Origin of the sequence: Cohaesibacter marisflavi, assembly GCF_900115225.1 — a bacterium.
In the GTDB taxonomy this organism is placed as follows: Bacteria; Pseudomonadota; Alphaproteobacteria; order Rhizobiales; family Cohaesibacteraceae; genus Cohaesibacter; species Cohaesibacter marisflavi.
The window spans coordinates 33,790-57,255 of sequence record NZ_FOVR01000001.1 but is presented as its reverse complement, the minus strand read 5'-3'; the positions used below and the strand labels follow the sequence as shown (position 1 = coordinate 57,255).

Here is a 23,466-nt window from a genome sequence, read left to right as displayed (position 1 = left end):
CGGTTCCATTGGATCAACGCTCCTTGACTTACTGCATACGAGGTGCAGGAACCAGATCAGCAGTCGGGCTCGGCTGGCCGATCAATTCGCGGTCGCCACCGGTGACGCGCACCAGAGACACCTGACGCACAGGCATGCCGTTGGTGCCCTTGTAGGTGATCAGGCTGGTTGCACCCTGAACATTTTCAAGATTGGCAATCGCATCGCGCAAGGCCTTCGGATCGGTGGAACCTGCTTCCTTGACGGCGGCTTCGATAACCTTGATCAGGTCATAGCCAACCGCGTTAAAGACTGTCTGGGTTTCCTTGCCGGTGACTTCCTTGTATTTCTTGTTGAATGCTTCCATCGGGCTGCCTTCGGTGGCAAAGCCTGCCGTGGTGAAGACAGTGCCTTCAACAACATCCCCAAGGGAGAAGGTGGTCGGGCTATCGATACCATCCGAGCCGATCATCTGGCTTTTCACGCCAGCCGCACGCAGGGCCTTCAGAAGAGACGGGAAGTCGGGCTCGAAGGCGGCGGTCATGATGACATCCGGCTGAGGGTCAAGCGCGGCGATGCGGGTTGCAATCGCAGAGAAATCCTGCTGGCCAATGGAATAGGTGTCTTCGCCCAAAATGTCACCACCCAGCTTGCCAAACACTTCCTTGAAGTAGAGAGGCAGCGTGGTGTATTGCGCATCCGGGCTATAGATGATGTAAGCCGACTTGTAGCCTTCGCCCCATGCCCATTCAGCCGAAACGGTTGCCTGCACGTTGTCGCCGGGGAAGTTGGCGAACATATAGTCACCACCGACCAGCGGCAGAGTTGGCGAAGAGGCGCAGGTGGAGATAGCCGGAATTTCAGCGGCAGCGACAATGGAAATGGCAGCCAGCGCCGGATCGGCATCGCATGGCAACACCAGAACGGATACTTGCTGGTCGACCAGTTCCTGAGTTGCGATAGAGGTCTGCGCGGCATCAGAACGCACATCCTTGTCGATCAGGTCGATCTTGTATTTGCCATCAATGCCGCCAGCAGCGTTGATTTCGTCAACGGCGATGTTAACGCCTTCAATAACCGGTGCGTCATAAGGAGCCAGACCACCGGTCTGGGCCGTTGCGAGGCCGATTTTCAGATCTTCAGCCAGAACCGGCTGGCTAAGCGCGGACAGAGCGAGAAGGCTCGTAAGAAAGAGTGCCTTTTTCATTTTTATCCTCTGGAATTGGTGTGGTGATGGTTTGTCTTGGAAGGTCTTCATCTGCCCTGATTGCCTTCAGGGTCATCATTCTGATCCGTGCTGGCGCCGAGATAAGCCTCGACAACAGCGGGATTTTTGCGAATTTCAGCAGGCGTGCCGGCCGCAATCAGGGTGCCTTCATTGAGCACGGCGATGCGGTCACACAATTGGTTGATAAGCTTCAGATCGTGGTCGACAAGCAGAATGCCGATACCCAGATCCTTGGTGAGACCGCGCAGCATTTCCATCAGCGCGTCGGTCTCTTCGCGGTTCATGCCTGCGGCTGGCTCATCGAGAAACAAGAGGCTTGGCTGACAGGCAAGCGCGCGGGCAATCTCCACCCGACGCTGATCACCGTAAGACAGGGTTCCAGCATCCATTTCGGCAAATTTGCTCATGCCCATGCGTTCCAGCGCTGTCTGGGCACGGCTTTCCGCATCCTTGCCCCCGCGGGTGGAAAGCGCTGCGACCAAGACATTCTGGAAAACGCTCAAATGGTTGAACAGACGAATATTCTGGAAGGTCCGCGCGATGCCATGTTCAGCCACTTTATGCGAAGGCACACCGTCGAGCAGCGTATCCGCGATCTTGAAGGTGCCTTCGCTTGGTTTCAGAACACCGGAGAGCATGTTGAGCAGTGTCGTCTTGCCAGAACCGTTTGGCCCGATCAGGCCCACGATCTCGCCGGGCATCAATTTGAAATCGACATTATTGACCGCAACGAGCCCGCCAAAGCGCATGGTCATGCCCTTCGATGTCAGGATGCCATCGGGCTCTGCTGCTTGCAGAGAGGCGCCCGAGAGAATTTTGCGTTTGGGCTTGATGAAGCGCTCTTCCCATTCCTTGAGGCCAGTCAAGCCATCGGCCTTGCGGAACATGGCAAACAGAATGAGCAGCGCGATGCCGATTTGTGTCGTGCCAAAAACCTGAGGCACCTCAATGAAACCGAGCGAGAAGCCGCTTTCCAGATGGCGCAGGATTTCTGTGACAATGGTGATCACCACCGCGCCGGAAATGGCGCCGGTTACGGTGGTCATGCCGCCAACGATCAGCATGGCAAGATACTGGAAGGTATCAACGAAATAGAAATTCTTGGGACTGAAGGCACCGAGGAAATGCGCCATCAAGGCACCGGACAGGCCCATCAGCACAGCGCTGATAACCCAGGAGACCAGCCGCTCACGTTTGATATTGACACCAACCGCTGCCGCCGCAATGGCATTTTCACGACTGGCGCGCAGCTTGAGACCCGATATGGAGTCCCTGTAGAGCCGCGCGATGATGAGTGCGATGACACATCCGATCATGGCAACCCACATCGTCGTCTCGCGGGGCACGCCGAAGAAGGAACCGGAGCCGCGCGTCACATCGCGCCAGCCGATCAGGATGCCATGCACGATGATCAACAATCCAAGCGTTGCGATGGTTGCCGCCTCCCCCTGAAGCTTGCCGACCACCACGCCGGTGATGATTGCGACCAGCGCCACCACGACGAGCGCGGCCAGAATGGCGGGCAATAGGCTCGTCTCCGTGGAGGCCAGCCAATGAGGCAGCTTGGGCAGGGTGGCCGCTTTCATCATGGCGGGCACCGTCAGAAGCGAAGAGGCATAGGCCCCGATCGCCATGAAGGAAAGATGCCCGAAGGACATGATACCGCTGTTACCGCAATAGACGCCCTGAGCGACCACCGCGATGAGCGAAACGAAGAAAACAACGAGAATACGCTGGCTTGCCGGGCCCATATACCAAGCAATTGCCGATGCGATCAAAGCGAGGGCGAGTATGGCAAAAACTGAATAAAACAGCTGACGACCAGAGGTGACAAGCATCATAAATCTCCAACTAATTGCTAGTGACCATAATGAAAACAGAATTTCAATGTCAACAAAAAAAATGTATTTGACAAATTAATTTCATTTCGCATTATGGTTCTGAAGGGAGAACGACATGACAGTTCGCGACCAGATCGAGGCCCATTCCGCCGACTTTACCGCTACGGAAAGACGCCTGAGCACAACGCTTTTGCTGGACTATCCCTTTGCTGGCCTGGAACCGATTCAGGCGCTGGCAGAGCGGGCGCAGACATCGGCACCAAGCATTTCGCGCTTTGTTGCCAAAATCGGGTTTCAGAGTTTTCAGGACTTTCAACGTCATTTGATCGACGAACTCAAGCAGATCCAGACCTCTCCGGTCGAGCGCAAATCCATGAGCAAGCCCATGCATGGCGCCTATATGGCCAGCTTCCTTGATCGTGTGTCAGGCATTCTCGAAGAATCCACGCAGTCTATTTCCGAGGCTCAGTTTGATCGGATCTGCCAGATGTTGTCCGATCCGAAACGCTCCCTTTATTTTATCGGCGGCCGGATGAGTGATACGCTCATGCAATATATGTCCCGCCATTTGCGCCAGATCCGCCAGAAGGTCTATCACCTGCCTTCCGATCCGGAAATGTGGCCGGAATATTTGCTGCGTATGCGGGCCAAGGACATTCTCGTGATCGCCGATTTCAGACGTTACCAGTCCAATCTGACGCATTTGGCACGCAAGGCGGCCGAAGAACGCAAGGCACATGTGGTTCTCATCACCGACCGCTGGATGTCACCTGTCTCGCGCAATGCGTCCGAGATTCTGGCCATTCCAATCAATACCGATACTTTATGGGATAGTTATTCGGGTGCCTTTGCCGTCATTGAGGCGACTCTGACCAACATCGCCGACTCCCATTGGGAAACAACCAAGCAACGCATCGAACATTGGGATTCGATGCGATTAGACTTTGGAGAATAAAAGTGATCACCAATCCTCTCGTCTTCGCCCTGACCTCAGACATTGCGGGTAAATCCCGCGGCAAGGCCTTTCCCTTGAAGGAAATGCAAAAGCGTCTCAAGCGTGGTGTCGGCTGGACGCCGACCAACGTGCAGATTACCTGTTTTGACGCGATTGCCGACAGTCCATTCGGCTCGCTTGGCGACCTGCTGCTCATTCCCGATGCGGATGCCAATGTTGAGCTCGATTTTGAAGATGGCGGCCCCATTGAACGCTTCATGCTGGGGGATATCACCGATCTCGATGGCCAGCCCTGGACCTGCTGCACCCGCTCCATTCTCAAATCCGCACTGGCTGGCCTGAAAGAGGCTGGCGGCGTTGAACTGATCGCTGCATTCGAGCATGAATTCCAGTTTCTTGCCGGAGTAGCCCCAGAGGGCGAACCCTATGGCCTGAATGGCTTCACCCGCCGCCGCCAGTTTGGCGAAACCCTGATGGCTGCGCTTGAACAGGCCGGTTTGCATCCCGATACCTTCATGAAGGAATATGGGCCAGACCAGTATGAAGTAACCATCGGCCCGAGCCAGAACCATCGCGCCGCCGATGAATCCCTCATCCTGCGCGAAGTAACCCGCATGACGGCAGCGCGCTGTGGCGAGGCGGTGACTTTCACGCCGATTCAGGACCCGGCCTCCGTTGGCAACGGCGTGCATATTCATATGAGCTTTGTGACTGAGGCTGGCGAACCGGCCACCTATGATGCCAATGGTGTTGCGGGCATGTCGCCGATAACCGGTTCCTTCATTGCGGGTGTGCTCAAATATCTCGATAGCATCGTGGCTTTCACGGCCCCTTCGGATATCTCCTATTTGCGCTTGACGCCTCATCGCTGGAGCGCGGCCTACAACAATCTTGGCTTCCGGGATCGCGAAGCCTCCGTTCGCATCTGCCCGGTCACATCGACCGATCCGGAAAGCATCGCTCGGCAATATAATTTCGAGTTCCGCGCTGCCGATTGTTCAGCCTCGCCTCACCTTGCCCTTGCGGCCATTCTTTTCGCTGGCACACAGGGCATCAAGGACCAGCTGCCTATGCCGAAGGTGACGGAGGAAGATCTTTCCCTTCTCAGCGAAAGTGCGCTTAGCGAACGTGGCTATGTGCGCCTGCCTGAAACATTGGAGTCAGCTCTCGCACGTCTCAATGCCAACGAGACCGTTCGCAGCTGGTTCCCCGACCAGTTTGTCGATGTCTATCTGACTCACAAGAAAGGCGAGCTAGCCTATCTGGATGGCAAGGACATAGCAGAGCGCTGCGCAGCCTATGCTGCGGTCTACTGATACGGCTCTCCTTTTTAAACCAAATCAAGCTGTCAGGCCTTCCGGTCTGGCGGCTTTCCTTTTGCTAGCCTGGGAGCGAGGAAGAACCGACTCACTTTTTAATCTTCCTCCGATCCGGACCTGACCAGCGATTGAGCATGACAATTTTTACAATACGGCTAAGCACGTAAGGCAAAGCAGTCTTGCATTCACACCATAGCTGCACAAAACCGGACGTCCAAATCAGCCCTATTATCAATATAAGATATTGTTTTAATAGAACAAATCATCACAAAGAGGCAAAATTTAACGCCTCCTGGCCAGCGGTGCACTCTTTTTAGAAAAATTACAGCAACTGTTGAGCTGTCATGTGATCGGCTTATAGTCGGGGCCCTGACCTACTGAAATATATCAATGTAATTTCTTCTCCCAATTTGGACCTAAGGAGTTTTTCGTGACCGATATTCCAGGGCGTGTTTCGCGTCGAGGGTTTCTCATGGGCTCTGCGGCGAGTGCCGCTTACGCAACCCTGATGAACCCGTCTCTTTCCTATGCGCAGGGCGAACTACCGCCTTTGGAAGAGTATGAGCCTGTTTATTTCACCGCCGACGAATGGCGTTTCGTCATGGCTGCCTGTGACCGGTTGATCCCGGCTGAAGGCGATGGTCCGGGAGCGCTGGAAACCCGCGTTCCGGTCTTCATCGACCTGCAGATGGCAGGCAGCTTTGGCGACGCCTCCGACTGGTATATGGCAGGACCGCATCAGCCCGATGCCGACCCACTTCTGGGCTTTCAGTCTCCGCTGACACCAGCCCAGATCTACCGGCAAGCCATTCCAGCCTTTCAGGAATGGTGCCAGACCACGCATGGCGATGCCTTTGAAAATCTGGATTCCGCCACAAAGGACAAAGCTTTGACATCGCTGCAAAAGGGTGACGTCGCCCTTGCTCCCGAGCTGCGCGATTTCTTCTCGTTTCTGCTTCAAAACACCAAGGAAGGCTATTTTGCCGATCCGAAATATGGCGGGAATTACCAATTGAAGGCTTGGGCCTATATCGGCTTCCCGGGTGCCCGCGCAGCCTACACAGAATGGGTTACCAGACATAATCAGACCTATCCGCTGCCTGCACTATCCATTTCCGGCGAAAGGGCGTGATCCATGGCTACAAGAACAGATCCTAAAAAAGATGTCGTGATCCTCGGCTTGGGCTGGACCGGCTCCATTCTCGGTATGGAACTGGCGCAGGAAGGGCTTGAAATCCTCGCCCTTGAACGCGGCGAAGATCGCAACACCGTGCCTGATTTTCAATATCCGGGTGTGATTGACGAATTGAAATATGGCATCCGCTACGGCTTCATGCAGAAGCCAACCAAAATGACGCTGACCGTACGCCATAATACAGAGCAGACTGCCCTGCCCTATAGGCATTTGGGCTCTTTCCTGCCCGGCGATGGCGTCGGTGGGGCTGGCATCCACTGGAATGGCCACACATGGCGCACGCAGGATGTCGAATTGCGGCTGAAATCCTATGTCGAGGAAACCTTCGGCGCCGACATCATTCCCGAAGGCATGCAGATACAAGACTGGGGCGTCACACAGGAAGAGTTGGAACCCTATTATGATCGCCTTGAATATATGATGGGCATCTCGGGCAAGGCCGGCAACATCAATGGTGAAATACAGGAAGGCGGCAACCCGTTTGAAGCACCTCGAGCAAGGGATTATCCCAATCCGCCGCTCGACAATACCTATGATGCGGAACTCTTCGCCGATGCGGCGCGCAAGTTCGGTTATCATCCCTTCCCGCGTCCGGCAGCCAACGCCAGCCGCGCCTACACCAACGAATATGGCATGCAGCTTGGCCCTTGCAATTATTGCGGCTTCTGCGAACGTTTCGGCTGCCTCAACTATTCCAAGGCATCGCCACAGACCTGTATTCTGGATGCGCTGAAGCAAAAGCCGAATTTCAGCTACAAGACCCATGCCGAGGTGCTCAAGATCGAAAAGGCAGCCGATGGCAAAACCGCCACGGGCGTCACCTATTTCGACGAGAAGACCGGTGACGAGGTGTTCCAGCCTGCAGATCTGGTGCTTGTCTGCACCTATTCCCTAAATAATGTCCATCTGTTGCTGCTCTCCGGCATTGGTCAGCCTTATGATCCGGCAACCGGCGAAGGTGTCGTGGGGCGGAACTATTCCTATCAGATGACCGGTGGTACAGCCCTGTTCTTCAAGGACAAAAATTTCAATCCGTTCATCGGCACCGGCTCGGTCGGAATGTCGATTGACGACTTCTCGATCAGCCAGATCGATTTCGCCGAAGAAGGCTTCATCGGCGGCAGCTACATCACCGGCGGTCATACGGGTGGACGCCCAATCCAACAACTTTCCACTCCTCCGGGCACACCCTCATGGGGACAAGGCTGGAAGGAAGCGGCTGGCCAGTGGTACGCCTGCAAGATGTCCATCGGCTCTCATGGCTCTAACATGTCCTACCGGGATTGCTATCTAGATCTCGACCCGACCTATACCGATCGCCACGGTCGCCCCTTGATGCGCATGACCTTCAACTGGAAGGACAATGACATCAAGATGACCCAGTTCATGAAGGGCAAGATCGAGGAAGTCGCAAAGTCCATGAATCCGGACAAGATGGCCTCGGGCTTCAAGCACGACGGTTCGCAATATGACGTGCGGCCTTATCAGTCGACCCATAATGTGGGCGGTGCGATCATGGGTACCGATCCGAAAACCTCTGTCATCAACCGCTATCTGCAGAGCTGGGATTGCCACAATGTGTTCGTCATGGGTGCATCCGCCTATCCGCAGAACACGCAATATAATCCGACCGGTCCGCTCGGCGCGCTGGCCTATTGGGCTGCGGATGCCATCCGCAAGGATTATCTCAAAAATCCACGCCCGTTGATGTGAGGGACTGAAAGATGAAAACTTACCTTCGTATTCTGGCGGGGCTGGTTTGCCTTGGCGTGATCGTGCTTCTGGCCATTATCTTCGTGCCGCCGCAACTGACCAAACCCAGCGAACCGCTTTCTGCGGACTGGCAGCCTGCGCCCGGACAGGGCGAATATGCCATGCGCATGGCCGACTGTGCCGCCTGCCATACGGCCGAGGGTGGCCAGCCCTTTGCCGGTGGCCGCGCCATCGAAAGCCCGATGGGCACCATCTGGGCAACCAACATAACGCCTGATAAAGAGACAGGCATCGGCAATTGGTCACTGGACGACTTCCGCGCCGCCTTAGTCGACGGCATTGCTCCGGGTGGCGAGCATCTCTATCCGGCCATGCCGTACGAGAATTATCGCAACCTCAGCGAAACCGACATTCGCGCCATGTATGATTACTTCATGAATGAGGTGCCTGCGGTGAACAACAAGGTGGAAGAGACGGCGCTTGCCTTCCCGTTCAACCAGCGTTGGGGCATTCGCCTGTGGAACTGGGTTGCCCTCGGCTCTTCCGGCTTCAAGCCTGAAACAGACGCCGTCGCCTCTGACGAGCAGTTGGCTCGCGGGGCCTATCTGGTGCAGGGTCCGGGTCATTGTGCCTCCTGCCACAGCCCGCGCAACCTGATCATGGCCGAGGGTGGCAAGACTGCTCAGGATGACGGCTTCCTTTCCGGCGGCGTAATTGGCGGCTGGGAAGCGCCAGACCTGCGTAGCGCCAGCTCTGCTGCACAGAGATGGTCTGCCGCAGACCTCAAAGCCTACCTGACCACCGGACGCAATGCTCACACGGCGGTTGCCGGTGAAATGGCGCTGGCGGTCAAGGATTCCCTGCAATATATGACCGACGAGGACGCCGACGCGATGGTTGCCTATCTGCATCACATCGTCAAAGGCGAGCGGCAACCGGCTCCGTCTGTTCCTGACCAGAGCCTCAGCGCTCCGCGTCAGATCGACAATGCCACGGATGCCACTTCGCTCAAGCTGGCCAAGGGCATCGGCCTTGATGAAGGCGAAATGCTCTACATGGACAATTGCGCGGCCTGTCACATGACCAACGGCAAAGGGGCGGCAGAAGTCTTCCCGGCGATGAGTGATAACTCGCTCGTCACCTCTGATCAGACCACGGGCCTTATCGAGACCATCCTCTATGGTGCGGAAATGCCTTCAACGGCAAAACGCCCTGAAAAGCTGAAGATGCCCGGTTTTGCCGAGCGCCTGAGCGATGAGGATGTTGCAGCCCTCGCCACATTCTTGCGCAAGGGTTGGGGCAATGATGCCGGTGCGGTAACTGCGGATGCGGTCAAGGCCGTGCGCCACTGATCCGGCCTTTACCAACTGACAAACAATAAAAAGGCGCCTGACCGTTTCAGGCGCCTTTCTTTTCAGCCGACCTTCAGGCCGAATCGTCAGAGGGGCGCTTGAGAGAGCGCGCCAGTATGGCCCCCTGTTCCCCCGTTGGAGCTGCCCTCTTCGTGCCATATAGTCCCCTTGCAAACTGCTATGAAAAAGCAGTCAAAAGCATTATCGTTTCTCCAAAGACGCTTGGGGCGTGGATTCCAAAAACAGGATTGAGGGCGGCCAACCACTATCATGAAAAGCTATTTTTCCCGTCCCATCCGGCTCTTTGCGCTGCTGATGATAAGCCTTGTATGCTGGATTCACCCCGCCTTGGCCGAAACAGTCAAGCGGATCGGCGTGCTGGACTATCTGGGGGCCAAGCACTCCCTCACTCACTGGGCACAGACGGCGGACAGCCTGAGCGCTGCCTTTCCCGATGTGCGCTTCGAGCTGGTGGCTCTGGACATTGATGGTCTTGATGCGGCGCTTAATGCTGGAGAGCTGGATTTCGTGCTCACCAACCCGGGCAATTATGCTGAGCTGGAATTTCGCCATCATATAAGCCGCATCGCCACTGCTGAGGAAGACCAGCCGGTCGCCTCCACGCTGGTCACAGCCGATGGCTTTGAAAGCATGGAAGATCTGGTGGGCAAGAAGCTGGCGGTGATGACCACCGAAGCCTTTGGCGGTTTTCAGGTCATCTGGGCAGAAATGCACAAGCAGGACCCGACACTCCCTCGCCGTGTTGAGCTGGTTCAGACGGGCTATCCTATGCAGAATGTGGCCGAGGCAGTGCTGGATGGCAAGGCCGACGCGGCGGTGATGCGCACTTGCACGTTGGAGCTGTTGCAGAAGCAAAACCCCGCCCGCTATGGCGCGCTGCGTGGCTTTGCGCTGCGCCACGACATGCCGACCGACTGCGCCATTTCCAGTCCGATCTACCCCAACTGGCCCTTTGCCAAAACACCCAAGACCGATGCCGCCTTTGCCAAGCAAGTGGCCGTAACGCTCCTCAGCATTCAGGAGGGAAATCTCTGGACGGTGCCGCTGGATTATCAATCGGTGCATGACGTTTTGCGGCAATTGCAGATCGGCCCCTATGCCCGCACCGGTCCGATTTCTCTTTCCGACTTCATCGAGGATTATCGCGACTGGCTGATCATTCTGGCGGGTGCCCTGATCTTCTGGGCCATCTATTCGGTGCGCATCGAGAGCCTTGTGCGCAAGCGCACCCGCGACCTCAAAAAAACCAACGAAAAGCTGAAGCAGGAAATGGCAGAGCGTAAACGCGCCGAAGAGGCCGACCGGCAACATCAGCGCGAGTTGGAACATGTCGCTCGCCTCTCCATTCTGGGGGAGATGGCCTCCTCCATTGCTCATGAGCTGAACCAGCCGCTGGCGGCGATTTCCAACTATGCGCAAGGGTGCCTGCTGCGCATCAAGGCAGATCGGTTCAGCAGCGCAGACATGGAGCTGGCATCCACCGAAATCGCCCAACAGGCGCAACGCGCAGCGGAAGTCGTCAAACGCATCCGGGCTTTCGTGCGCAAGAAGGAATCCAAGCCCGTTACCATCACCGTGCCCGAACTTATCGCCGATTGCGCCGCCGTTTACGCAGCTTCTGCCAACCGCGCCGGGGTGCGCGTGATCCTCGATCTGGCTCCCGGCCTGCCTGCGCTGCGTGTCGACCCCATCCAGATCCAGCAAGTGGTGCTCAATCTGGTGCAAAATGCCATCGACGCAATGAACGAGGAGGCAGCGGAGCGTCGCGAGGCTATCCTCACTGTGCGCGAGAAAGAAGAAGGCGGGCGGGGCATATTGCTCAGCGTGCGCGATTTTGGCCACGGCATGGATGAAGAAGATCTTGGCCATTTCGCCGAAGCCTTCTATACAACCAAGACCGAGGGGATCGGGTTGGGTCTGGCCCTGAGCCGATCAATTGTCGAAGCCCATGGCGGCTCAATGCGCGCCTTTTCCCCATCGAACGGACCGGGACTTGAAGTGGCCATCTGGCTGCCTGCGGGAGAAACTGAATGAATGCGATCAATGAGGATGGAATCATTCATATCGTTGATGATGATCGGGCCGTGCGCGACGGGCTCGGCTTCATGCTCTCTTCCCTTGGTCTTACCATCGAAACCCATAGTTCGGCGTTAGACTTGCTCGACCGGCTTGACGGCGCGCTCATCGGCTGCATTCTGGCTGATGTGCGCATGCCCGGCATGAGTGGGTTGGAACTGCTGGATGAATTGAAACGCCGCGCCTGTGCCTTGCCCGTCATCATCATCACCGCCCACGCGGATGTACCCATGGCCGTGCGGGCCATCCAGTCGGGCGCTCTGGATTTTTTCGAGAAACCCGTCAACGGCATGGCGCTGGTGGAACGCATCAATGATGCCCTCAAGGAGGCTCGCGCCCGGGCTGAGGATGAAGCCCTGAAGGCCGCCATTGCCAGCCGCATCGAGAGCCTGACGGGCCGCGAGGTTGATGTCGCCCGCGCCATCATGGACGGCAAGCAGAACAAACAGATTGCCGCAGACTTTGGAATCAGCCTCAAGACGGTGGAAATTCACCGCCATAACCTGATGACCAAGATGGAGGCCACGACGCCCGCCGATCTGGTGCGGCAGCTTGTCACAGCCAATTGGGACAAGATTTAGGGGTTACCCCCTAAGGGCCTTGGGTTTGGCCTGATTCACTCCTTTTGCTCCTCTCTCTAGGCTGGTTAACAGACCGGCCGCCCTTCTTGCATCGTCCTTCTGACGGACAAGAGGACGGTCCTTGAGAGACCCAACGCCTCCATCGTTAGCCGAACCAATCGGTAAGCAGAAAGTGGGGCGGAGTGAAAGGACCAGCCATGGACAGTTCTCGTCGCCAATTTCTTGGAGCGATCGGACAGGTGAGCATTGGCGCGGCGGCAACGGTCGCTGGCGCAAACAGTGCTTCAGCTGCAACCGGTTCAGCCTCCGATGGCCCCCAGCCGACCGGCCCCAAATGGGGCATGGTCGTTGACTTGCGCAAATGCATCGGCTGTCAGGCCTGCACAGTGGCCTGCATCATGGAGAATGCGGTGCCGGAAGATTCTTTCCGCACCCATGTCTCCGTTTATGAAGTCGTCAAGGAAGGGCGCGATCCGGCCATGGTGATGCTGCCACGGCTGTGCAACCATTGCGACGAGCCCCCCTGCGTCGAGGTCTGCCCGGTCGAGGCGACCTACAAGAAGGAAGGCACCGGCGAGGTGCTGGTGGATGCATCACGCTGCGTGGGCTGCGCCTATTGCGTTCAGGCCTGCCCCTATGATGCCCGTTTCATCAACCACGAAACCCAGACCGCGGACAAATGCACCTTCTGCATTCATCGCACCGAAGCAGGGCTGCTTCCGGCCTGCGTGGAAACCTGTGTTGGTGGCGCCCGCATTTTCGGTGATCTCAATGATCCCGAAAGCACGGTGTCGAAGTTGCTCAAAGAGCATGAAGTCTCAGTTCTGCGGCCGGAAATGCATACCGCACCCAATGTCTATTATATCGGACTGGACGAAGCGCTCGACGGGCGCGTGGCTGGCGAAGCCGCCTATCGTCCTCCGCTCACGACCAATATTGACCATCACGAGGAGGGCCGGTGATGCAAATTCATGAGCTTGTTGGTGCCGTCCATGAAGCCGCCTGGCTGCCTTGGGCCGTGCAATATTTCTTCCTCATCGGCATGTCGACGACTGCCCTGTTTCTCACCTTCCCTGCCTTTGTCTTCGGGCGTGGTTCCTCCCTGCCCCATGCCCGGCTGGCGCTGATCACAGCCGTGACGACCGGCATTTCCGGCCCCGTTGCTCTGCTGGCCGATTTGCATCAGCCGGGTCGCTTTTGGGAGTTCTTCGTCTATACCCACGCCACCTCATGGATGGCTTGGGGCGCCTGGATCGTCTCGTCCTATGTCACTTTGCTGCTGCTTTATGCATGGGCGGTGAACCGGCCAGCCTTCTATCGCTGGGGTCAGGATGACTGGCGCTTTGCATGGCTCTTCCGCTTTCTCGCCTTCGGTAGTCCGGCCAATGGCTTTGCACGCCTCATAGGCATTGGTGCAGGCGTCGCCGCGCTCGGCATCCTCACCTATACCGGCATGGAAGTGGCCGTGGTCTATTCCCGTCCGCTTTGGCACACGCCACTTCTCCCCTTCCAGTTTGCAGCAACCGGTGCTGTTGGTGCGCTTGGCGTGATGCTCATTCTTGGTCGCCTGTTTGCCACCGGTCCTATTGTGGAAGCGAAGATGAACCGCATGCTGGCGCTGGCTCTTGGCGTGGTCGCCATCATCGGCACGCTATGGTTCGCGGTCGCCTTTTCAGGCATCAGCCAGAGCCACACCGAAGCACTCGCCTCTGTTGCAGGCTTCACCGTGTGGCAGCGCATCGCTCTTTGGGCTGCCGCTGCCATCGTTATTCCCTTTGTCATCGCGCTGACGCTACCGGCTCGCTCGGGCTGGTTCACGGGCCTGATCGCCATTCACGCCGCCTGGATGTTCCGCTGGACAGTCTTCATGGGCGGACAGGCGGTGCCGAAGGTCGGCTCCGGCCTCTATGACGCCCTGATGCCCACCGGTATCGAAGGCCTCATGGGAGTGATCGGCACCTTCGGGCTCTGGATCTTCCTGCTCATTCTTTACACCACCTTTGTGCCATGGGCCGAAGCAGACCTGCCTGACGATACGTCAGCCACCACTTCTGCCCAAACCGCTCGCACTGTCTGAGGAGAAAGCCCATGTCAACACGTCGCAACATATTGAAGGGCGCCGTCGCTATCGGAGCGCTGGGCGCGTTCGCCGCAGGCTATGCCGAGCCGGTGAAAAAGATCACCCGAGGCAAATGGTCCGGCAAGGTGCCGCGCAAGCATTTGACCGGCAACGCCCCTGAGCCGGAATATAAAGTGGCCGCCAATGGCGACATCGAGCTCAATCCCGATCAGGCGGTAAGCTACGCCATGTGCATCGGGTGCACCACCATGTGTGGTGTGCGGGTGCGTGTCGACAAGGCGAACAACAAGGTCCTGCGCGTTACAGGCAACCCCTATAACCCGCTCAGCACCACCGAGTTTTTGCCTTATGAAACACCAGTCCGTGAAAGCCTTGTTGCGCTTGGGCAACCGGGCGCTGGCGACGGCATGCTGCATCGCTCCACGGCCTGCGGGCGCGGCAATGCCGTGCTTGATCAGATCGACAATCCGCGTCGGGTGCTCAAGCCCCTAAAGCGCGTCGGTGCGCGTGGCTCCGGCCAATGGGAAACCATCAGCTTTGAGCAGCTTGTCGAAGAAGTGGTTGAAGGCGGCGATCTGTTTGGCGAGGGCAAGGTGGCAGGCCTGCGGGAAATCCGCGATCTGGAGACACCCATCAAGGCCGATGCGCCTGAGCTGGGCCCCCGCGCCAATGGTGTTGTCATGCTCAGTTCGGTCAATGATGGCAGAGACAACATGAATCTGCGCTGGCTGAAACAGGCCTATGGTTCTACCAACTATGCTCGCCATGGCTCCTATTGCGGTGGCTCCTATCGTTCGGGTTCGGGCGCAATGTTTGGCGATGTGAAAAAGATGCCACACGCCAAGCCGGATTTTGAGGAAGCCGAATTCATCATTTTCATCGGTACAGCACCGGGTAATGCGGGCAACCCCTTCAAGCGCATTGGCGCGCTGGTGGCTGAAGCCCGCAGCGATGGCAAACTTGATTATGTTGTGGTCGATCCGGTGCTTAACCATGCCCAGAGCGGCCCGTCCGGGGATCGGTCTCGCTGGTTGCCGATTGTTCCGGGCACGGATGGCGCCCTTGCCATGGGCATGATCCGCTGGATGTTTGAGAATGACCGCATCAACAAGGACTATCTGGCCCAACCATCCAAGAAAGCCGCAATGGTAGCTGGTGAAGCCAACTGGAGCAATGCTACCCATCTGGTCATCGCAGATGAAACCCATCCGCGCATGGGCAAGTTGCTGCGCGGCTCCGACATGGGGCTGGAATTGGCCGAAGACGCCAAGGCCTATGACGATAGCGACCCTTATATGGTTGCGTCTGAGAATGGCCCCGTGCCAGTGGGCGATCAGCCTGCGCCGCTGTTCTTTGATGGCACGGTAGAGGGCAAGGAAGGCCCTGTTGCGGTGAAGACCGGCCTCACTCTGCTGCGCGAGGAAGCCGGGCGGTTAAGCTATGAAGACTATTCTGAGGCTTGCGGCATTCCGGTCGAAACCATCACCGGCCTTGCCAATGAATTCACCAGCCATGGCCGCAAGGCGGCGGTGAACACCCATGGCGGCATGATGAGCGGCTCGGGCTTTTACAATGCCTTTGCGCTGATGATGCTCAACACGCTCATTGGCAATCTCAACTGGAAGGGCGGCACCCTCATGCTGGGCGGCTGGTACCCGGACACCAATGGTCCAGCCTATGATCTGGCCAAGGTGAAGGGCGGCGTTAAACCCAAGGGCCTGCCACTGGGACGCAATGTGCCTTACGAGAAGACCTCCGAATTCAAGGCCAAGAAAGCTGCGGGCAAGGCCTTCCCTGCCGATGGGCCATGGTATCCCAATGCGCCGGGGCTGGCGACGGAATGGTTCTCATCCATGGTCAACGGCTACCCCTACAATATCGAGGCGCTCATCCTGCGCAATGCCAATCCAATCTATGGTATTGCAGGCATCGAGCATCTGGTGCCCAAGCTGAAAGATCCGAAGGTGGTGCCGCTGATCATCTCCATTGATCCTTTCATCAATGAAAGCACGGCTCTGGCCGACTATATCGTACCGGATACGGTGATGTATGAAAGCTGGGGGTTCGTCAAGCCATGGAACGGCGTGCCCACCAAGATCACCACGGCCCGCTGGCCGGTGGTCGACCCGAAGGTGGAAAGAACTGCCGATGGCGTGCCGATCGATGTCGACATGTTCCTCATAGCAACAGCAAAGCGCATGGGCCTGCCAGGCTTTGGTGACGAGGCGATCCCTGATAAGGACGGCACCATGCATCCGCTCAACCGGCCCGAAGACTTCTATCTGCGAGGTGCGGTGAATGTGGCAACCGTGGGCGGCTCGTCCGTGCCTGACGCCAGCGACGATGACATGATGGTATCTGGCGTTGACCGCATCCGTGATCAGCTGGAATCAACCCTCAAGCCCGATGAATGGCGCAAAGCGGCGGCGATCTATGCCAAGGGCGGACGCTACGAGAATAAAGACAAGAGCTACAAGGGCGAACAAAGCGCGCATCCGTTCGGCAAGCCGATGCTTGTCTATAACGAAGGGGTCGGCAGTGCGCGCAATGCCATGACAGGCAAGCGCTCGCCCGGCGTACCCACATGGCGCGAAGCGGAATTCTCCGATGGCAGCAAGGTGGCTGAGGTCTATCCGCAAAGCGACTGGCCGATCAAGGTAATCAGCTTCAAATCGCCATTGCAGAATTCCTACTCCGTCGGGGCCAAGACACTTCTGAGGATCGTTGCGACCAACACACTCAATATCGGCCGCGATGTGGCGGAAAGCCATGGCATCACGACCGGTGACAGGGTGCGCCTCACCACACCGGGTGGCAGCATCGAGAGCGTGGCCGTCGTGCGGGACGGGGTGGTGCCGGGCACGGTTGCCATCGAGCATGGCTTTGGCCATCGCCGCTTCGGGGCCGCGGACATTACCGTCGACGGCATCACCATGGCAGCAGATCCGAAGCAGGCAAGCGGCGTGCTGCAAAATGATCTGGGCCTGATCGACCCGACACGCGCCAAGCCCGGCGTCTGGGTTGATCCGATCTCGGGGGCCGCCGTGCGTCAGGGGCTGCCTGCGAAAATCGAGAAACTTGCTTGATGCATCTCCTCCCTTAACCTTGGCTGTCGGGGTCCTCTCCGGCAGCCTTTTTACCCTTTTGCCAAGCAAAAAAAGGAATAGGAAAAGCGCCATGTCCTTTATCGATCCCTATGGACGCAAGATCGACTATGTCCGCCTGTCCCTGACGGACCGGTGCAACCTGCGCTGTTTCTATTGCCTACCTGCTGGCAGTTCAGATTTTGCGCCCTCGAGCAGTCGCCTTGGGCTTGATGAAATCGAGCGGATCATGGCAGCGTTTGCCAAGCTGGGCGTGCATCGGGTGCGCCTTACAGGGGGCGAACCGCTGGTGCGCAAGGGCGTTGCGGATTTGGCTGCGCAGCTTCATGCCCTGCCCGGCATTGATGATCTTTCCATGACAACGAATGCGCTGTTGCTTGAGCGCCATGCAGACGCCCTGTTCGAGGCGGGTGTCAGTCGGCTAAATGTGTCGCTCGATAGCCTTGATGCGGAGCGTTTTTCGCGCATCACCCATGGGGGCGATCTGGCCAAGGTGTTGCGCGGGCTTGAAAAAGCGCGGGCGGTTGGCTTTTACCCCATCAAGATCAACATGCTGGTGATGAAGGGCATCAATGACGACGAAGTGGTCGACATGGCCCGCTGGTGCGCGGCGCAAGGCTTCACCCTGCGCTATATCGAAACCATGCCCATGGGGGCTGGTGGCAGTGACGCCGTGTCGCGCTATGTGCCGCTCGAAGTGGTGCAGCAACAACTGGAGCAGCATTTCACACTGGTGGATGACATTGCCTCTGGCGGCGGTCCTGCCCGCTACTTGCGCATCGTCGGCACGCAGACACAAATCGGCCTTATCACGCCCCTGTCCCGCCATTTCTGCGCCTCCTGCAACAGGGTGCGGCTCGGAGCGAACGGCACCCTTTACATGTGCCTTGGCAACAGCCATTCGGCAGACCTCAAGGCCCCCTTGCGCGAGGGCATTTCGGATGACGGATTGATGGAGCTGATCCGCCAATCCATTGCTCTCAAGCCATGGCAGCATAATTTCAATGAAGTGTCTGCACCCGTTGACAGGGCCATGGCGGCAACGGGCGGCTAGTCGAACGACGCAACCCTGCCCAAGAGCAGAGAAACCGGAGCAAGCTTTTTACCAAGCCCGTGAAATTTGCTGCCCCAATAAAAAATGGCCAGCCCGATGAGCTGGCCATTTCGTTTTCCGCAAGACAGGTGGTCTTTATGCCGCTTGATTGCGCCGTTTGTTGACATAGCTGGCGATTGGCGCCTTGGCGAGACCGAACAGAACGACCCCGAGCACCAGAATGGTAAAGGTCATCGTGAGCGGCTTTTGCACGAAGATACCCCAAGACCCCTGCCCCAGCATGATGGACTGACGCAGATAGTTCTCGGCCAGAGGCGCCAACACCAGAGCCAGAATGAACGGGCCGGTTGGATAGTTGGCGCGCTTCATCAGATAGCCGATGACCCCGAATACAACGGTTACCCAGACATCGAAGGTGCCATAGTTGATGGAGAAGGCCCCCACCAGACAGAAGGCAACAACGATGGCATTCAGATGGTTCTGAATAAGGCGCAGAGCGTTCACGAAGACCGGGATCAACAGGATGTTCGAGCCCAGCAGGAACAGGTTGGCAATGGTCAGACCCGCGATGGTGCCCCAGACAATGTCGGCTGACTGGATCATCAGCATCGGGCCGGGGTTAAGGCCGAACATGATCAACGCCCCCAGCATGATGGCCGTGCCGCCCGAGCCCGGAATACCGAGCGTTAGAAGCGGGATCAGCGAGCCGGGAACCGCCGCATTGTTGGCCGCTTCTGGGCTGGCCAGACCTTCGGATGCCCCTTTGCCAAAATTCTCTGGCTGTTTGGAGAGCTTTTTCTCCGTGATATAGGCGATGAAGGTGGCGATGGTCGCGCCCGCGCCGGGCAACACGCCGATGCCGGTGCCGATCACCGAGCCACGCAGGGTGGGCAAACTGATATGGCGCAGTTCAGCCAGTCCGGGAATGAATTCGCTGAATTTGAATTTGGGCTTGCCCATATTCAGGCGAATGCGTTCTTCGACATTGACCAGCACTTCGCCGATACCGAACAGGCCAATGATGACAGCCACGAAGTCCACCCCTTCGATCAGTTCAGGCACAACGGCAAAGCGCACATTGCCCGAGACATAATCACTGCCGATGGTACTGAGCAGAACCCCGACCAGCGTGGCAATCAGCGCCTTGAGCGGATCGGAGCCGGCCAGCACGATGATCATGCTCAGGCCGAGCAGCATCAGCATGAAATATTCCGGAGGCCCGAGAAAGATGGCATATTCGGCGATGATCGGCGCAAAGAAGATCAGCATCAGCAGACCAAAAATACCGCCGACAAAGGAGGCAATGGCCGAGATGCCGAGGGCTTGTCCGCCTTTTCCCCGTTGCATCATGGGATAGCCTTCCATGGCCGTCACAATGGCGGGGGCGTCGCCGGGGGTGTTGATGAGAATGGCGGTCAGACGCCCGCCATACATGGTACCCATATAAACGCCTGTCAGCAGGGAGAGACCCGAGATCGGGCTCATGCCGAAGGTCAGGGGCATCATGAGAGCAATACCCGCCGATGGCCCGAGGCCGGGCAAGGCACCAACGAGCGTGCCGATCAAGCCAGCCACAAAGATGAGCAGCAGGTTTTCCGGCGTGGCGACCTGATTGAACGCCACCATCAGGTGAGATAACGAATCCAGCATGCATTTCGTCCCGTGAATTGTTTGCTGCGGCTCAAAGCACCGGCAGATTCAGCCAAATGGCAAAGATGACATAGATGGCGGCGGTCGTGGTGGCGCCGACAAATAGTGACGATGTGATCGGATGGTGCGCGACGCGCCAGGACAGCAGGAAGATCATGGCAAAGATGGGTGCGAGCACAGAGCCAAGCGCCATGGCAGCAACACCAAGAACAATGATAGCCGTGGTGATCAGAAGACCGGCGATATTGGGGGACGTGTCCGCGTGTTCTTGTCTGTCTCCGGCTTCAGCCGCTTCCTTCCGACTTTTGGCAAGGCTCCGCAAGGCCTGCAAAGCGCAGCAGATGACGATCAGCACACCAACATTCAACGGCACAAAACCGGGGCCGAAGGAGAATTCGTCAGCATATTTGAGATCGAGCGAACCGATCGCAAGACTGGCGGCAAAAGCCGCCAGAATTGCCAGAAATGTAATTTCTGCAGTTTTCATGGTGCCCATCAGTTCTTTTTCAGGAGACCAAGATTGGACAGGTTGGTTTCATAGACGCTGTTGGTCTTTTCCAGATAGGCAGCAAAAGCATCAGCATCGAGATAACCAGGAATGATCCCGTTTGGTTTGAGATACTGTTCGGTCCATTCCGGGGTTTCCTGCAGACGCTCAACCATTTCGGACAGATAAGCCTTGGCCTCTGCCGGAATATCCTTGGCAGCAACGACACCACGGAAAACCGAGGCGACCACATCATAGCCCTTTTCCTTGAAGGTCGGGACATCCGGGAACATTTCAGCGCGCTGCTCCGTGGAGATGGCAATGGCACGCATACGACCGCTTTTGATGAACTCGGATACAGCACCCGGGTTGATCATGGCGAAATCGACCTGACGACCAAGCAGCGCACTGGCGACTTCACCATCGCCTTGGAACGGCACGAAGTTCAGTTTCACGTCGAGGGCATCGGACACCATGATCGTTGCAATATGTTCGATCTGTCCACGGCCACCACCAGCAACGTTGAGCACGCGGCCAGCGTTTTTAATGTCATCAAGGGTCTTGATGTCGGAGGACGCAGGAACAACCAGCAGGGTCGGGTCGATACCCAGACGAGCAATCGGGGTGAAGTCCTTGTAGTTCAAGCCAACATCTGCCGTCAAAGGTGTTGTGATGAAGGATGAAGTGGCAGCCATCAGATAGTGGCCATCCCCTTCATGACTGTTGAGATAGCCAAGCGATGTTGCACCAGCGCCGCCAGGTTTGTTCACGACATTGACGGATGCGTCAATGAGATTGGTTTCGCGAATAACCTTGGCCATGGACCGCAGCATGGTGTCGTGCCCGCCACCAGGACCATAACCGGCAACGAATTCGAGACCACGGGTCGGGAAGTCCTCAGCCTGGACAGGCAGAACTGCTGCAGCAACAAGAGCCGAGAAAACAACGGCCGTCTTTAAGGGTTTGAAAAACATCGATCAGGTTCCTCCCTAGTATTTATCGATGAGAATATTTGCGGGGTTATAGAGACCTCGGGGCGTTACGCGATGAATTCGCACCCAAGCTCCTTGAGGTTCTTGTCAATCCAGTCACCATTATATTTGCCTTCAATGGTCGTCTGATATTGACGTTCTTCGCCTGCGTGCTTTTTGTCAGCACGGTCGAGAATTTCTGCGGCGCTATCCTTTGGCAGGCAGACAAGGCCGTCCCAGTCGCCAACGATCAGATCGCCAGGATTGACGGTCATATTGCCAAGAGCGATGGGGAAGCCGATTTCACCCGGTCCATCCTTGTAAGGGCCACGATGGCTGATGCCGCTCGAGAAGACTGGTACATCCTGTTTGCTGATGCTGTCGAGGTCGCGAATTGCACCCCAGATAGCCACACCGGCAATCTTGGAAAACACACCACGTGCAAGCATCAGCTCACCCATGATGGCATTGTCCAGAGCGCCACCGGCGTCTACGACGATCACATCACCTGGCTGCGCCATAACAAGGGCCTTATGCAGCATCAGATTGTCTCCTGGACGAACACTGACCGTGAGGGCCGGGCCAGCGAGGACGCCCTGACGATGCCGGGGGCGCATGCTAGCAGGAGCCCCTGTGTGGCGGTTCATGACGTCACTAATGTTGGATACAGGCAGTTTGGCAGCGCGGGCGATCAGATCCGGATTTACCCGGTCCCAACTTTCCTTGATTCTGAAACCTTCAGCCATGTCTTCTCCTATTCTTGCAGACCGCCAAGCGCGGCGGAAGTTGCCAGAAAGGCGGGATTTATTTCCCGACCTTCAAAATGGTCAATGATGAAACGGGCAGCCATCGTTGCCATGTTGCGTTCGGCTCCAGGGGTGAGACCGGCAGCATGGGGGGTGACGATGAGATTGGGGGCCTTGAAAAGCTTGGAGTCAGCGGCAGGAGGCTCCTGCTCGAAACTGTCCACGCCAGCGCCTGCGATAACGCCTTTCTCCAGCGCTTCGGCCAGAGCATCTTCGTCGATCATACCGCCACGAGCGGTGTTCACGATGGCACCATGGGATGGCATCTTTTCCAGAAACGCGCGATTGACCAGATGTTTGGTGGCAGGAACCAGTGGACAATGCAGAGAGATGACGTCGCATTTGGTTGCAATGGCATCCATATCGGCAACCGCTTCCACACCTTCAGGGCATGCCGCACCGCCATTGGCCAGCAAAGCCGGATCAAACGCGGAGACTTTCATACCTAGCGCCATGGCCATACCAGCCACTTCGCGACCAATAGCACCAAAACCGATGAGGCCGAGTTTGGTATCGGCAAAGTCCTTGCCGATAAAAGAGCCCTTGAGCCAATTACCGCCCTTGGTTGCTTCATCGAGATAAGGCAATGACTTGCGCAGCGCGATAATGAGCGCAATGGCATGCTCGGCCACTGCTCGCGCGTTGGCTCCGGCAGCTCTGTATACAGGGATGCCGATTTTTTCAGCGGCAGCCAGATTGATATTGTTCACGCCACTGCCATGTTTGGCGATGACCTGGACGGAACCAGAGGCCTTGATCACGGCATCCGTAATCTTGCCCTGAGACACCATAATCGCGCATACATTGTTGTTTTTCGCCGTTTCAACCACTTCTTCTGGCTTGGCATAGGGAGGAGAAAACACGCATTCAAAGCCGTTTTCCTTGAGCAGGTCCACAGCAGAGCTGTCAATGCGGCTGCGCGTGACCAATATTTTTTGCATTTCAGAGCTCATTGCTACTGTATCCATTTAACAACTTAATTGCTTTTTTCGTATACAAATATGATGATAAAGTCAAATGCAAAATACATTTACAATCACAGAGCGTCAGGCTA

18 protein-coding genes are annotated in these 23,466 nt (G+C 57.0%); 11 read left to right on the top strand and 7 right to left on the bottom strand.

The features are described from left to right. Positions 1-28: 28 nt before the first annotated feature. Both BM258_RS00255 and BM258_RS00250 read right to left on the bottom strand, forming a co-directional pair. Complete coding sequence (locus BM258_RS00255; RefSeq protein WP_090067683.1) at positions 29-1,186, bottom strand: ABC transporter substrate-binding protein; 1,158 nt, start codon at positions 1,184-1,186, stop codon at positions 29-31. A 47-nt stretch (positions 1,187-1,233) separates the two neighbouring features. Beyond that, positions 1,234-3,048 carry a branched-chain amino acid ABC transporter ATP-binding protein/permease gene (locus BM258_RS00250; protein WP_244544541.1) on the bottom strand — a complete coding sequence of 605 codons (1,815 nt, stop codon included), beginning with the start codon at positions 3,046-3,048 and terminating at the stop codon, positions 1,234-1,236. A 115-nt stretch (positions 3,049-3,163) separates the two neighbouring features. Here BM258_RS00250 and BM258_RS00245 point away from each other — a divergent pair, with 115 nt between their 5' ends. From BM258_RS00245 to moaA, 11 genes are all read left to right on the top strand, one after another. Continuing rightward, the gene (locus BM258_RS00245; protein WP_090067679.1) at positions 3,164-4,003 is read left to right on the top strand and encodes a MurR/RpiR family transcriptional regulator; all 840 of its coding nucleotides are present in this window, start codon (positions 3,164-3,166) and stop codon (positions 4,001-4,003) included. A gap of 2 nt (positions 4,004-4,005) precedes the next feature. Next, on the top strand, positions 4,006-5,319 hold the full coding sequence (locus tag BM258_RS00240) for a type I glutamate--ammonia ligase (RefSeq protein ID WP_090067677.1): 1,314 nt from the start codon (positions 4,006-4,008) through the stop codon (positions 5,317-5,319). A 433-nt stretch (positions 5,320-5,752) separates the two neighbouring features. Next, positions 5,753-6,454: a gluconate 2-dehydrogenase subunit 3 family protein gene (locus BM258_RS00235; protein ID WP_175527846.1), complete on the top strand. Its 702-nt coding sequence runs from the start codon at positions 5,753-5,755 to the stop codon at positions 6,452-6,454. A 3-nt stretch (positions 6,455-6,457) separates the two neighbouring features. Beyond that, on the top strand, positions 6,458-8,230 hold the full coding sequence (locus BM258_RS00230) for a GMC family oxidoreductase (protein ID WP_090067673.1): 1,773 nt from the start codon (positions 6,458-6,460) through the stop codon (positions 8,228-8,230). A gap of 11 nt (positions 8,231-8,241) precedes the next feature. Continuing rightward, complete coding sequence (locus BM258_RS00225; RefSeq protein WP_090067671.1) at positions 8,242-9,582, top strand: cytochrome c; 1,341 nt, start codon at positions 8,242-8,244, stop codon at positions 9,580-9,582. Positions 9,583-9,852: 270 nt separating this feature from the next. After that, a complete protein-coding gene (locus BM258_RS00220) occupies positions 9,853-11,637 on the top strand; it encodes a sensor histidine kinase (protein ID WP_090067669.1) in 1,785 nt (594 codons plus the stop codon). After that, entirely contained in the window at positions 11,634-12,260 is a 627-nt protein-coding gene (locus BM258_RS00215; protein ID WP_090067666.1) for a response regulator transcription factor, read from the top strand. The genes BM258_RS00220 and BM258_RS00215 overlap by 4 nt, the downstream gene beginning before the upstream one ends. Positions 12,261-12,457: 197 nt before the next feature. Continuing rightward, positions 12,458-13,222 carry a sulfate reduction electron transfer complex DsrMKJOP subunit DsrO gene (dsrO, locus tag BM258_RS00210; RefSeq protein ID WP_090067664.1) on the top strand — a complete coding sequence of 255 codons (765 nt, stop codon included), beginning with the start codon at positions 12,458-12,460 and terminating at the stop codon, positions 13,220-13,222. Further along, positions 13,222-14,337: an NrfD/PsrC family molybdoenzyme membrane anchor subunit gene (gene nrfD, locus BM258_RS00205; RefSeq protein ID WP_090067662.1), complete on the top strand. Its 1,116-nt coding sequence runs from the start codon at positions 13,222-13,224 to the stop codon at positions 14,335-14,337. The genes dsrO and nrfD overlap by 1 nt, the downstream gene beginning before the upstream one ends. A gap of 11 nt (positions 14,338-14,348) precedes the next feature. After that, a complete protein-coding gene (locus tag BM258_RS00200; protein ID WP_090067660.1) occupies positions 14,349-17,426 on the top strand; it encodes a molybdopterin dinucleotide binding domain-containing protein in 3,078 nt (1,025 codons plus the stop codon). 91 nt (positions 17,427-17,517) lie between these two features. Continuing rightward, positions 17,518-18,498: a GTP 3',8-cyclase MoaA gene (gene moaA, locus BM258_RS00195; protein ID WP_090067658.1), complete on the top strand. Its 981-nt coding sequence runs from the start codon at positions 17,518-17,520 to the stop codon at positions 18,496-18,498. A 135-nt stretch (positions 18,499-18,633) separates the two neighbouring features. Here moaA and BM258_RS00190 read toward each other — a convergent pair whose 3' ends face one another. The 5 genes from BM258_RS00190 to BM258_RS00170 all read right to left on the bottom strand — a co-directional run bounded on the left by BM258_RS00190 (position 18,634) and on the right by BM258_RS00170 (position 23,353). Next, complete coding sequence (locus BM258_RS00190) at positions 18,634-20,148, bottom strand: tripartite tricarboxylate transporter permease (RefSeq protein WP_175527845.1); 1,515 nt, start codon at positions 20,146-20,148, stop codon at positions 18,634-18,636. A gap of 31 nt (positions 20,149-20,179) precedes the next feature. Continuing rightward, positions 20,180-20,635, bottom strand: coding sequence for a tripartite tricarboxylate transporter TctB family protein (locus BM258_RS00185; RefSeq protein ID WP_175527844.1), 456 nt, complete (start codon positions 20,633-20,635; stop codon positions 20,180-20,182). A gap of 8 nt (positions 20,636-20,643) precedes the next feature. Continuing rightward, the gene (locus tag BM258_RS00180) at positions 20,644-21,609 is read right to left on the bottom strand and encodes a Bug family tripartite tricarboxylate transporter substrate binding protein (RefSeq protein ID WP_090067653.1); all 966 of its coding nucleotides are present in this window, start codon (positions 21,607-21,609) and stop codon (positions 20,644-20,646) included. Between the two features lie 65 nt (positions 21,610-21,674). Beyond that, on the bottom strand, positions 21,675-22,352 hold the full coding sequence (locus BM258_RS00175) for an RraA family protein (protein ID WP_090067651.1): 678 nt from the start codon (positions 22,350-22,352) through the stop codon (positions 21,675-21,677). Between the two features lie 8 nt (positions 22,353-22,360). Beyond that, entirely contained in the window at positions 22,361-23,353 is a 993-nt protein-coding gene (locus BM258_RS00170; RefSeq protein WP_175527843.1) for an NAD(P)-dependent oxidoreductase, read from the bottom strand. Positions 23,354-23,466 lie beyond the last annotated feature (113 nt).